A 13,218-nucleotide genomic window follows, 5' to 3' on the forward strand; every position below is an offset into this window, starting at 1 on the left:
TTATTCGGGGCCGTGTTTTTTATCTTAAAGTAATTTTAGTATAACGTACGAACAAGGTTTTAAGTCGCGTAGTTTTTTGCCATTATAGGCCGTGATTTTAAACGCAAGGAACATCACGGTGTATTTAAGCTATTTTGGCTTGTCAGAAAAACCTTTTTCGATTGCCCCTAATCCTGAATATTTATTTCTTAGTGAGCGTCATAAAGAGGCCTTAGCGCACCTTACTTATGGACTAGGTGAAGCCGGCGGTTTTGTACTTTTAACCGGCGAAGTGGGAACAGGTAAAACAACATTAACCAGAAGTCTGCAAGAGCAGTTACCTGAAAACACGCAAGTCGCACAAATTCACAACCCGGCATTGTCTCAACTTGAATTGCTAGCCAGTATTTGCGACGAACTTAAGATTGACTATGACAGCGAAAATGCCACATTAAAAACCTTAACAGATGTGATTAAAAAGCATCTTGAGGCGAATAATTTAGCAGGCGGTCATACCATCTTAATTATCGATGAAGCACAATTGCTGGCTCCCGATGTGCTTGAGCAATTACGCTTATTGACGAATATAGAAACAGACCATAAAAAGTTACTACAAATAGTGTTAGTTGGGCAGCCTGAGCTACAAGAGCTATTAAAACGCACCGAACTTAGACAACTTGCTCAACGTATAACGGCGCGTTACCACTTATTACCGCTTAGCGAAGGCCAAGTGTTTGCTTATGTTAAACACCGTTTACTCAAAGCAGGCACTGAACAAGCGCTCTTTTCTGCTGATGCCTTAAAAGCGATTTACCAAGTAACAGAAGGGGTGCCAAGGCTTATTAATTTATTGTGTGAGCGCTGCTTAGTCGGGGCTTTTTCACAGCAAAAGCTGAGCATTGATAGTGAGCTTGTCATGCGCTCAGCAGTTGAAGCTTTACCGCCAAGCAGTGCGCCTATTTCGTCAACTGCGAACAAAGAGCCAAGTTATGTTTGGCTTTATCCTGTTTCATTTTTAGCCGTATTGGGTATGGGTATTGGTTTATCTTACCTAATATAACGAGTGATCATTTATGTCATTACTTTTAGATGCAATTAAACAATCTGGTCAACACGAGCAAACAGCGATTGATCATGACCACGCTGCTCTGCAGCTTAAACAACAACAAGAATTAACCCGTTATCGCCGTCTTGCTTTTTCGTTTGGGTTATTACTAGCGGTTATTTTAACGCTGATGGCAGGCTTTTCTATTGGTAAATGGCTGCAAAAAAATGAACCTTTTGCGCAAAAGCAAGTTACTAGTAACAGTGCTGAAGAGACACAAAGTTCTTCACAAGCAACAGAGACTTTAGCGACAACAGATACAAATAATGTACCTGTAAAAGAGGAAGCACCCGCAACAGCTGTTCCGCAAGCTGCCAATACACAGGCTAATCCACCTGTTAACAATACTGCGAATAATGTGGGCCAAGTGCCTGTTACAGTCGCACCTCAGCAGCAAATGATGCAGCAAGTTCCTGTGCAAGGGCAGCAATATCAATGGGTACAAGTACCCGTTAATACCGTGCCTGTTTATGCTAATCAAGGTTATCAAGGGCAACCTGTTTATCAACAGCCTGTGTATCAAAATCAGCCTATTTATCAGCCTCAGCAGCCGCAATTTTCGCAGCCAATGCAAATGCAACAAATGACACCGCAGCAAATGAGCAGTCGAGACATTGACATGAGCAAATACAAGGTGCTGGGTAAGCCGCTAAATGATCAAAGCCCATCGCAAGTCAACCAAACCGTGGTTGATGACGAATTTAACGACGTGCCTAATAACTTAAAAAGTGCCTTCGAGAGAGCAGTACAAGATGTCGATAATAAGCATGTGGCTGATATAACGCGCAGTACTAAAAACTCATCATACGCAGAGCCTGTCGAACTGCTGCCTGACTCGTTGCAAAGCTTGATCCCAACAATTAAGTATCAGGCGCATATTTATGCCTCTGAAGCCTCTAAACGTTGGATAAAGATAAATGGTCGTGAATTGTATGAAGGCGATAACATTGGCGTACTCAATGTGATAGAAATCACACCTGAGCAAAGTTTATTTAGTTACGACGGTTACGAGTTTACGTTAAAAGCACTGCAAGACTGGCCTGAGTAGCCAGTCTTATATTTAAAAATAGTGGTTATGGCAAAATTGAGTTTTTGAAGAAGCGGATCAGATCGACATTAAAGTCATTGGGTCTGACTGCTGCTTCTAAGCTATCGTGACAACGGTTATTTGTTAAATCAATATCTTGCACTTCGGTATAGTGTGCATGCTTGGCGTTATAAAACACTTTTACCACGGGTTTTAATGGGCTGCTTGGGTTACTTCGTGTAACCACGGCAAGCTTTTGGCTTTCAAGTTTCACCAAGGTGCCGACAGGGTGAATACCGATACATTGAATAAATTTCGTCACAAGGTCGCCATCAAAACTATCTGGGCAGCCATCTTTTAGAATTTTAAATGCTTTAATTGGCTCCATACCGGCTTTATAGACTCGCTCTGCGGTGAGTGCGTCATATACATCAACAATCGACGCCATACGAACGTACAGGCTTAATTCATCACCATGCTTACCGAATGGGTAGCCGCTGCCATCTAATCGCTCATGGTGGAAACCCGCAATTTCAACTGCGATGCCACTGAGGCCTGATTGTTCTAATATTTCTTTGCTGAAACGGGCATGGTCTTGAATGATTTGATATTCTTCGTCTGTTAACTTACCTGGCTTATTGAGTATTTCATCAGGTATTTTTATTTTGCCAATATCATGCAGTAGGGCACCTGTCGCTATTTCTTGAATGATGCTTTTATCGATGCCTAAGTGTTTGGCAAAAATACTAATAAGAATTGAAACGTTAATTGAGTGTTCGAGTAAATAGGCGTCTTTTTCGCGCATTCTGGTAATGCAGGCAAGGGCATCTTGATTACGGAAAACAGAGTCCATAAAGCCACTGGCCAATTCTTGAAATGGCGCAATATCAATTTTATTACCAGTACGAATATCATTAAATGCTTTGCTTTGGAGTGACTTTGCTTCGTTGTATAAACTATTCGCTTTGGCCATTTCTGCAGACACGCTATGCGATGTATGCCAGGGGTTATGGGCGACGGTTTGCGGCTCTGGCGGCGAAGTGTTTTGCTGCTCTTCCACTTTATTGTCACTGCTCATTGTGAGCGTTTTATCGGGGTCGATAACGACTTCTAAGATACCCGCTTTAGCTAGTTTATCGATACCTCCCTGAGTCTTCACCCATCCTTGGTTTTTAATGCGGATTTTGCCTGTCTGTTTTGTAACGCTTTGTACAAACATACCGGGCTTAAGTTGATTAATAGGGAGAGTTTTCAAGGCCTTTACTTCAAGTTAAATACATTACCTTTAACCTAGCAGATAATTTGTCTTCTAGTAAATAATAATAAAGGTGATAATTTTGAAATTGGTGCAGCTTTTCGTCTATAAAGTGGTTGTTTTTCTTAATGTTAGACTATTTTATCTGGGTATAAAAAAGCCCCTGTTAGGTACAGGGGCTTTTAGATTTTATAACAGCAAAGTTAGTTAACTTTTATGCGCTGTTTACTCATCATCTTCAACAAGCGTCATCAGTGATGTATTACCACCTGACGCTGTTGTATCGATACTGATTGTTTTTTCCGTCAGTAAGCGCTTGATTAACGTATCGTAGTACTCAGAGCTAATCACTGGCAGAATCGCCCCTTTACGTTGTGCTAACTGTTGGCTGAAATAGCCTAAACGTGATGAGCGAGCTGCTACAACCGCACCGGCAAGGTGAGGGTGTGCCAAGATAGCTTGTAACTGGTTAGGCTTAGCAACTTGGAATACACCTTCGGCGATACCTGTTGAAATAAACTTGTCTTTGAAAGCAACCGCTTCTTCGTAGAACAGTTCAGATGCAACGGTGATTACTGTATTACCCGCAGCAAGTGCTGTGATAATTGAAATCGCCCAGAAGTTAAATGAAGTACTCTTATCGGCATAACACACAACACAACCACGAGGCTCAAGGTGAAGCGTATTTGATTCACCTGTTGGTCCAGGTAATACAGTGTGTTTACGCATGTGCTTTTCAAGGCGGTTAAGCTGCGCACGTGCATCGGCTAATGTTAATGCTAAGTCATCAGCAAGCTCATCGATAATTTCGACAGTAGCGACTTTTGCTAACAACTGACGTACCGCAGAAACGCGGTCGTTTAACGGTGTTGCACGCCAGATTTTTTCATCGCGTAATGAGTTTTCCATTAGCTTAGCAACTTGCTCAGCCGCACCTGAATAATGGTGAGTGTCTAGCTCATCAGGTGATAGGTTCGTCATTTGTACGTTATCAGGTGACGCTTTTTCTTTCACAAGACGTTGTAAGTAGTTAGGACCACCTGCTTTAGGGCCAGTACCTGAAAGGCCACGACCACCAAATGGTTGCACACCAACAATTGCACCAATCATGTTACGGTTTACGTACACATTACCTGCACGAGACATTTTTGCTAAGTATTCACAACGCTCTTCAATACGTGAGTGAATACCCATTGTTAGACCGAAGCCAGTGCCATTGATTTGATCAATCACATTATCAAGCTCTGAGCCTTTGAAACGAATAATGTGCACACATGGACCAAATACTTCGCGTTTAAGTACTGAAAGGTCTTTAATTTCATATAAACGCGGTGCGAAGAAATAAGCGCCATTTTCGTTGTTATCAGGAATTGCACACTCGTAATGAAGTGTTGCATTACCTTTTAAGTATTCAACGTGTTCGTTTAAGTTTTTCAGTGCTTTTTCGTCAATTACAGGACCAATGTCAGTCGAAAGTAATGAAGGGTCGCCAACATGAAGCTCTTTTAATGCGCCTTTGATCATCTCAATGATGCCATCAGCAATATCTTCTTGTAAGAATAAAACACGTAATGCAGAACAACGTTGACCCGCACTTTGGAAGCCAGAGCTGATCACATCATCAACAACTTGCTCAGGAAGCGCTGTTGAGTCAACGATCATACAGTTTTGACCACCTGTTTCTGCAATTAACGGCACTTGAATGTCGTTACGTGCAGCCAGTGTTTGCGAGATGATTGTGCCTGTTTCAGTTGAACCTGTGAACATCACAGCTTGAATACGCTCATCAGGTACAATTGTCTTACCTACTTCGCTACCACGTGCAATAACAGGTTGTACAACATGCTCAGGTAAGCCAACAGATAACATAAGGTCAATTGTACGAAGCGCAATTAAACTTGTTTGCTCAGCTGGTTTTGCAATCACCGTGTTACCCGTTACGATAGCAGCAGCAACTTGGCCTAAGAAGATAGCAAGCGGGAAGTTCCATGGGCTGATACATAAGATCACGCCACGCGCTTCAAAACGCTCATCTTCAGATAACTCTTCAGCACGAGCAGCGTAATAACGGCAGAAATCAACGGCTTCACGCACTTCATCAATGCCATCTTGCGCCACTTTACCCGCTTCTTTAATACAAAGAGCGACGAGTTCATCGTGGTGACGCTCTAAAATATCAGCGATGCGGCGAAGTAAGTTAGCGCGTTCTTTAACCGGTGTTTGTGACCATGATTCAAACGCTTTTTCAGCATTTTCAAGAAGCGCAGTCATCTCGTCAGATGATTGTAGTTTCACATGACCAATGATTTCTTTGTGGTTCGCAGGGTTTTTAACTGCAATTGAACCTTCTGGTACATCATTTAACTCAATGCGATTTTCTGCAAACCAGGTGTCTAGGTTTTCTTTAAATGGTGTAATGGCATTGATGTCAGTTAAATCCATGCCTTTTGAGTTCGCTCGCTCGTCACCGTATAAATCGATAGGCATCTTGATTTGCGTGTTGTACTTATTACGCAACCCTTGCAGTGTTTCAACTGGGTCAGGTAACAGTGCTTCAACTGGTTGAGTGGTATCAACAATCGCGTTAACAAACGATGAGTTAGCGCCGTTTTCTAATAAACGACGTACTAAGTATGCAAGTAAGTCTTCATGCTGACCTACGGGTGCGTATACACGACACTGAATTTTTTCTTGTTCAACGATTTGGTCGAACAGTGATTCACCCATACCGTGTAAACGTTGGAATTCGAAGCCTTCGTGATCGCCTTTTGCAACTTCTAAAATCGTCGCTGCTGTATAAGCATTGTGTGTTGCAAATTGCGGATACAGAACATCGCGTGCTTCAAGCAGTTTAATCGCACAGGCTTTGTATGATACGTCGGTAGTCGCTTTACGGGTAAATACAGGGTAGTGATCTAAACCATCTTGTTGTGTGGTTTTGATTTCGGTATCCCAGTATGCGCCTTTTACAAGACGAACCATTAATTTGCGGCCAACACGGCGTGCAAGGTCTGCAACCCACTCAACAACGAAAATAGCGCGTTTTTGGTAGGCTTGAACTGCTAAACCGAAACCTTGCCAGTTACCCAATTCTTCATCACTGAATACCGCTTCGATAATATCTAAAGAGATATCTAAACGGTCAGCTTCTTCAGCATCAACCGTAAAGCCGATATCGTAGCTTTTAGCTGCAAGTGCAAGTTCTTTTAGTTTTGGTACGATTTCAGCCATAACACGTTCACGATGCGTGAACTCGTAACGTGGATGAATCGCAGAAATTTTCACTGAAATACCCGGGCTCTTTATTGGACCGCGACCATTTGCAGCTTTACCAATTGCATGAATGGCTGTCATGTAGCTTTGGAAATAACGCTCAGCATCTTTCATGGTGCGCGCGCCTTCACCTAGCATATCGTATGAGTATACGTAGCCTTTTTGTTCTTTATCAGCAGCACGTTCAATTGCTTCGTCAATGGTACGACCCATTACGAACTGCTTACCCATGATCTTCATCGCGAAGTTCACAGATTTACGAATAACCGGTTCACCTAAACGACCAATGGTTTTCTTAAGCACACCAAATTGTTGCTCTTTAGATTTGTCGCTGTAGTTAACCATTTTACCCGTTACTAACAGACCCCAAGATGAGGCGTTTACGAATAAAGAGTCACTGCTACCTAAATGCGAACTCCAATCACCCTTGGCAAGCTTGTCACGGATAAGCGAGTCTTGCGTTGCCTTATCTGGAACACGTAGTAATGCTTCTGCTAAACACATTAAAACAACGCCTTCTTCACTCGATAGTGAGAATTCGTTTAACAGTGCATCGACACCGCTTTGACCATCTTGGTCGCGACGGATATTTAAAACCATTTGACGAGCACGTTCCCACGCTCGGCTACGGGCTTTAACGCCTACTTCAGCCAAAGGCAAAATGTGATCGATAACCGCATTTTCATCTATACGGTAAAAGTCGCGGATCTTTTGTCTAATTGGACATTCAGTTGTCAAATCGCCATTAAATAGCATATGTAACCCTCTGGTATGTGGAGTCTAGAAATAAACTAAAAGTATTTCTTACCATTGATATAATCCGTGCATTCTAATTAAAATCCAGCAGAATATGCTGGTTATATTTTTCGATTTACGATAATTTACAGGGCATACCGTTAACTTAGCCGCATAAAATTCTGTTATGACTAACCCGAATAGATTACGCATGTTAGATCGTATCGATTTAGCAATTTTAGACGCTCTGCAAAAAAATGGCAGAATATCAAACGTAAACCTGGCAAAACAGGTCAATTTGAGTCCGAGTCCATGCCTTGACCGTGTTAAGCGCTTAGAGCAAGAGGGCTACATTGAGGGGTATTATGCAAAGTTAAGCGAAGCCAAGCTTAATCAAAGTTTGTTGGCTCATGTGCAAGTGTCGTTAGTGACCTCAAATACCTCAGTGTTTAAAGTGTTCAGAGAATATATTTTAAATATTCCACAAGTGGTCGAGTGCGACATGGTGGCAGGCGGATACGATTACCTATTAAAAGTGCGAGTCTCTGATATGGACGAATATCGCCAAGTTTTGGGTGATTTGGTTGATATTCCCGGTGTTGGTACGCACCACACCTATATGGTGATCGAAAAGATAAAACAAGATAGCGGTTTAAGATTCGATATCTAAACAAAAAAAGCACCAAACGGTGCTTTTTTTATGAAGATTTTTTGCTGGGTTATACCCACTCGCTTAATCAATCCCTAAAAATGATTAACTATTATTGCGGGTTGCTATTATTACGCCCAACCATCATAACGTTTTCGGCGTGAAAGCATAATCGTTAAAATAATACCAAGTAATAAACCAATAAATGCAATAGCGCCGCCGTAAGTTAATAGTTGGCGTTTTTCTTTGGCACTGGCTAATTGTTTCACGTTGCGCTCAGATTCTATGGTGCTTTTTAGTTTTTCAATTTGTTCGCTTAGCGCTTGGTTTTGCTCAGTGAGGGTTCTGTTTTGTTCTTGTAATTGCGGTAGTTCAATTTCTGCTTGGCGTAATTGCTCTTGCATCAAGGTCATGTCGTTATTCAGAGCTTGAAATTGCTGATGGATACCGGCGTTCTCGCTGATAAACTTCGTTTCTACCCAGCCTTCGCGGTCTTTGTCGTCGCGAATTTTAAAATAACCATTATCTTCTTCTGATAACAAGGTAATTTGAGTACCTGCATCAACTGACCCCAAAATACGGTAGTTTTTACTCGGGCCTGAATGCATAAAGGTATAGAGGTTGTCGACTATGTATGCGGTGTTTCCGTTGTCGCTTGTAGGCGCTTCTTCTGCATAGCTAATGAAAGTGGCGGCTGATAGGAGCAGCCCAAAAATACACTGTTTTAACATCAATCTACCTTGTTAATGTAACCTTGCCCAAAAATGGTCAAATTTTTAAATACGTAATGTATAGAGATAGTAGGGATTTCAACTATTAATAGCAAGGCTGATATTGTAATCCAAGACAGGGTTTGAGGGTAAAAATCAGGAAAAAGTTTGCATTAAGTAGCTGCTTTGTTTATTTTGAGCACTTATTTATTTTAAATGTACTCCGCAAAACGAATGGATACTGAGATAGAACTGAAGTTTTTGGTGTCAGATGCCGTTGTTCCACTGATCCCCGCATTAATTACTCAATTTGCAAAAACCGTTACAAATAAACCGTCACGCAGCTTACAAAATGCTTACTATGATACGCCAAGTCGTGAGTTACGCGCACTGGATATTGGTTTGCGTACCCGCTGCTGTGATAACCAGTGCGAGCAAACGATTAAACTCGCTGGCGAAGTTGTAGGTGGATTACATCAACGCCCAGAATATAACTTACCTTTAGAGGGTGGTCGCCCAGATTTAATGGCTTTTGATGCCACAATTTGGCCGCATGGCATGCAAGTTAATGCGATTGCCGACAACCTGTATCCTATTTTTAGTACTAACTTTATTCGTCGCACGTGGTTAATCGAAACCAACAGTGGGGCTAAAATTGAGGTTGTACTTGATAAAGGTGAAATTGCAGCGTCAGGTAAAGTTGAGCTGATCTCTGAGCTTGAAGTGGAATTAATTGAAGGCAGTCGCCACGAGTTATTTGCCCTTGCAGATAAACTGGTTAGCGAATGTAATGTACGTCTTGGGCTATATTCGAAAGCTGCACGAGGTTATGGCTTAGCCGATAACACCCCACTAAAAGCAAGTAAATCGATTGGGTTTGTGCCTCTTAAAAAAGAGGCCACACAAGAACAAGCTTTGGTCGCAGGGATAAATTACGCGATTCGCTTTGTACAAAAGCATGAAGCCTGTTACTTCATCAAGCCGAGCTTAAAAACCTTAAAACGAGTCACTGATGGCATTCGATTAATTCGCCACACCTTTTGGCTGTTCGATGATATTGTTAGTAAGGATGATACAGAGTCATTACGTACTGAGTTAAAGTGGTTGCTGAGTGAGTTGGCGTGGGTAGAAAACGCCATTCAGTTAAAAACCTATACCTCAAAACGTCACGCCTATTATAAAAAAATTAATAGCGCACCAGAGCTAACTCAAGTGATTAACGACCTAAAAGAGCTTCAGCCGAGTATTGACGATGTAAAAGCGTTATTTCACAGCACCCGTTACAACCGTTTGCTGTTGCAATTGACCACCTGGTTGATTGAAAAGCAATGGCGTAAGTCGTGGGGGCAGGCAGAGTTCCAAGCTGCAGAAAAACCAGTAGCAGATATAGCCAAGCGCTTATTTGCAAAAGATTGGCACGATATGCATGAGCTTATTCCTGAACAACAAGCACTGAGTGATAAAGACTATTTATCGTTGCGTACTCGTCTAGAAAACTCTCTTTTAAGTGGTAACTGTTTGGGGGCATTATTCAATAAAGACGACAGAAGCGAGTTTCGTATTCCTTGGTTAGATATTTCGCATGGTATTTACGAGCTCAGTACTCTTGAGTATTTAAAGCAGTTGTGTGCAGGACAAGACGATCAGGAATTAGCAAAGATTCAAACGTGGCTCGAGCAAAAGTCAGAATTTTTAGTGAGCGCCATGGAACAAAGTCGTCATGCCTCATTCAATACTGATCCCTACTGGTTATAAATCTGTGAATCGTTGGCTATTCATTGGGTTAGCGTGGTTTAGTTGTTCAACTGTCGCGACCCCAATAGAATGGCATACTTACAAGCAGCAAGAAGGTATAAAGGTCACGTATCAAAAACATGACAGCGGCATTATCGAAATTAATGCATCTGTGGTTGTTGAAGATACCAAGGCAGATGACTTTATGGCCTTACTAAGCGACACCGACAACGCGCCAAATTGGCTCGAAAATGTTCAAAGTGTAACCTTAATAGAGCGGCTTAGCCCCGCAGAGACGCTCGTTTATACGCGCTTTAACTCGCCTTGGCCGGTTTCTGATCGTGATTTAGTGAGCTACTCTTGCTATCACACCTTAAGCGATAATAAAACCGAGCTTAAAATTACCAGCCAGCCCTACGTTAAACCCTTGGTAAAAGGGGTGGTGCGTATTAAAGAGCTCACCGCTTATTGGCGCTTAGAGCAACAGCAAAATAACTTACTGATTACCCACCAAGCGTATGCAGATCCAAGCGGTGCTATTCCGCATTGGTTAAGTAATAAAGTATCTTTAAAAAGTGTGTTTAAGTCATTACAAGCATTGCGTGAACAGCTAAAAAAGAATGCGTTTTCACGGACAAATCCCCCAAGTGTGCCAGGAAAGTGCTTATCTTAGTAAAGCGAAGATGACATTTTAGGTATTTATGAATATTATCTGCGAAGTTTATTCGTACTAGGAACAGCATGAAAGAACCCAAAATCCCCTTGGTCAATAAACCCAACGGCATTGGTATTGGACGTATTTTAAAAGCCACAAGGTGCTCAATTAAAGGTTTTAAGGCCGCATTTAAAGAAGAGTCAGCTTTTCGCTCAGAAATTTATTTAGGGGTGTGTTTATTACCGTTATCGGTTTTTCTGGCGCAGTCACTGACTCATTGGCTCGTGTTGTTTATTCCGTATTTATTACTGTTGATTGTTGAACTACTCAATTCGGCCATCGAAGCGCTGACTGACAGAGTGGGGATTGAATATCATGTACTGTCTGGGCGCGCAAAGGATATGGCCTCGGCAGCGGTGACCTTGTCATTGGTTATTTTAGCACTGGTTTGGCTGGTGGCGGTGTATGAAAAGATAATGGCGTTACTGTAATTAATACCAAGCGCAATAATACTTAATCATTTTGAGAGATTAAACCAGTCGCTATCTGCGTTAAAAATATTTGGTTTACGACAGCATGGATGCAGGAGGTAGAGCAATGCAGGAGCAATTGCCGAGAACAACTAAATAACTAAATTTTTGCCTTGTTATCAATGCGGTTTTATTGCCTCAAAATAGACCACTTATTTAAGCGCAATGGTATAAAAATTTAGAGTAAAAAATTAAACACAAAAAAAGCGCCAAAATGGCGCTTTTTCAGTCTGTATACCCTATTACAGGCCAGCAGCTGCGCGAAGTGCGTCTGCTTTGTCTGTACGCTCCCAAGGGAACTCTTCACGACCGAAGTGACCATAAGCGGCAGTCGGTTGATAGATAGGACGCTCAAGATCAAGCATTTGGATTAAGCCGTAAGGACGTAGGTCGAAGTGCTCACGCACTAATTCGATTAGACGTGCTTCTTCTAATTTACCTGTACCAAATGTCTCGATGCTGATAGATGTTGGCTCTGCAACACCGATAGCGTAAGAAACTTGAAGTTCACACTTGTCAGCAAGACCCGCAGCAACCATGTTTTTAGCAACGTAACGTGCCGCGTATGCAGCGCTACGGTCAACTTTTGATGGATCTTTACCTGAGAAAGCACCACCACCGTGACGCGCCATACCACCGTATGTATCAACGATGATTTTACGACCAGTCAGACCACAGTCACCCATTGGGCCACCGATAACGAAACGGCCAGTTGGGTTGATGAAGAATTTCGTTGCGCTAGAGATAAGCTCTGCTGGAAGAACCGGCTTAATGATGGTTTCCATTACCGCTTCTACTAGGTCGTTTTGTGAGATTGAATCACAGTGTTGCGTTGAAAGAACAACAGCATCAATACCTACCGGCTTACCATTTTCATATGCAAATGTTACTTGTGATTTTGCATCTGGGCGTAACCAGTTAAGCTCACCGCTTTTACGAACTTGCGCTTGACGCTGAACTAAACGGTGTGAATACGTGATTGGTGCAGGCATTAAAACGTCTGTTTCGTTACATGCATAACCAAACATTAAACCTTGGTCACCCGCGCCTTGGTCTTCTGGACGTGCACGGTCAACACCTTGGTTGATGTCTGGAGATTGTTTACCGATAGTGTTTAGGATTGCGCACGAGTCAGCATCAAAACCCATGTCTGAATGCGTGTAACCGATTTCACGTACAGTTTTACGTGTAATTTCTTCGATATCAACCCACGCGCTAGTAGTGATTTCACCACCCACCATAACCATACCAGTTTTAACGTAAGTCTCACATGCAACACGGGCATGAGAATCTTGCTCTAAGATAGCATCTAGAACCGCGTCAGAGATTTGGTCCGCGATTTTATCCGGATGACCTTCAGATACAGATTCAGAAGTAAATAAATGTTTTGCCATTGTATTTCTGCTCACAAATATTGCGCTTCACTAACGTCGGTAATAGCGCTAAAAAATTAAGGGGCGTATTTTATCTAAAACAATTATGTTTGCATAGTTATTTTACGCCTAGACGTCTATTTTAAATTACTAATAACATTTCGTTCTTAATAAACAGTGGTAATAGACCCAT

10 protein-coding genes are annotated in these 13,218 nt (G+C 42.1%); 6 read left to right on the forward strand and 4 right to left on the reverse strand.

Annotated features, from left to right (window positions below):
- Positions 1-118: 118 nt before the first annotated feature.
- Both LPA49_RS11215 and LPA49_RS11220 read left to right on the forward strand, forming a co-directional pair.
- Positions 119-1,039, forward strand: a complete 921-nt coding sequence (locus LPA49_RS11215) for an ExeA family protein (RefSeq protein ID WP_036970843.1) — start codon at positions 119-121, stop codon at positions 1,037-1,039.
- A gap of 13 nt (positions 1,040-1,052) precedes the next feature.
- Positions 1,053-2,132, forward strand: a complete 1,080-nt coding sequence (locus LPA49_RS11220) for a general secretion pathway protein GspB (RefSeq protein ID WP_230236545.1) — start codon at positions 1,053-1,055, stop codon at positions 2,130-2,132.
- A 25-nt stretch (positions 2,133-2,157) separates the two neighbouring features.
- Here the strand turns inward: LPA49_RS11220 and LPA49_RS11225 are convergent, their stop codons facing one another.
- Both LPA49_RS11225 and putA read right to left on the reverse strand, forming a co-directional pair.
- Positions 2,158-3,366: an HD-GYP domain-containing protein gene (locus tag LPA49_RS11225; RefSeq protein ID WP_230236547.1), complete on the reverse strand. Its 1,209-nt coding sequence runs from the start codon at positions 3,364-3,366 to the stop codon at positions 2,158-2,160.
- 225 nt (positions 3,367-3,591) lie between these two features.
- Complete coding sequence (putA, locus tag LPA49_RS11230) at positions 3,592-7,395, reverse strand: bifunctional proline dehydrogenase/L-glutamate gamma-semialdehyde dehydrogenase PutA (protein ID WP_036970837.1); 3,804 nt, start codon at positions 7,393-7,395, stop codon at positions 3,592-3,594.
- Positions 7,396-7,561: 166 nt separating this feature from the next.
- Between putA and LPA49_RS11235 the strand changes: the two genes are divergently transcribed.
- Positions 7,562-8,044: a winged helix-turn-helix transcriptional regulator gene (locus LPA49_RS11235; RefSeq protein WP_036970835.1), complete on the forward strand. Its 483-nt coding sequence runs from the start codon at positions 7,562-7,564 to the stop codon at positions 8,042-8,044.
- A gap of 110 nt (positions 8,045-8,154) precedes the next feature.
- On the opposite strand, the gene LPA49_RS11240 is transcribed toward LPA49_RS11235, so the two are convergent.
- Positions 8,155-8,754 (reverse strand): TIGR04211 family SH3 domain-containing protein, encoded by a 600-nt coding sequence (locus LPA49_RS11240; RefSeq protein ID WP_036970833.1) that lies wholly within the window; start codon positions 8,752-8,754, stop codon positions 8,155-8,157.
- A gap of 213 nt (positions 8,755-8,967) precedes the next feature.
- Here LPA49_RS11240 and LPA49_RS11245 point away from each other — a divergent pair, with 213 nt between their 5' ends.
- The 3 genes from LPA49_RS11245 (at position 8,968) to LPA49_RS11255 (ending at position 11,613) form a co-directional block, all read left to right on the forward strand.
- On the forward strand, positions 8,968-10,488 hold the full coding sequence (locus LPA49_RS11245; protein ID WP_036970831.1) for a CYTH and CHAD domain-containing protein: 1,521 nt from the start codon (positions 8,968-8,970) through the stop codon (positions 10,486-10,488).
- Complete coding sequence (locus LPA49_RS11250) at positions 10,454-11,140, forward strand: START domain-containing protein (RefSeq protein WP_230236548.1); 687 nt, start codon at positions 10,454-10,456, stop codon at positions 11,138-11,140. The genes LPA49_RS11245 and LPA49_RS11250 overlap by 35 nt, the downstream gene beginning before the upstream one ends.
- Positions 11,141-11,208: 68 nt before the next feature.
- Entirely contained in the window at positions 11,209-11,613 is a 405-nt protein-coding gene (locus LPA49_RS11255) for a diacylglycerol kinase (protein WP_230236550.1), read from the forward strand.
- 281 nt (positions 11,614-11,894) lie between these two features.
- Here LPA49_RS11255 and metK read toward each other — a convergent pair whose 3' ends face one another.
- Positions 11,895-13,046 carry a methionine adenosyltransferase gene (gene metK / locus LPA49_RS11260; RefSeq protein WP_036970829.1) on the reverse strand — a complete coding sequence of 384 codons (1,152 nt, stop codon included), beginning with the start codon at positions 13,044-13,046 and terminating at the stop codon, positions 11,895-11,897.
- Positions 13,047-13,218 lie beyond the last annotated feature (172 nt).

Source organism: Pseudoalteromonas sp. MB41, from assembly GCF_020966275.1.
In the GTDB taxonomy this organism is placed as follows: Bacteria; Pseudomonadota; Gammaproteobacteria; order Enterobacterales; family Alteromonadaceae; genus Pseudoalteromonas; species Pseudoalteromonas lipolytica.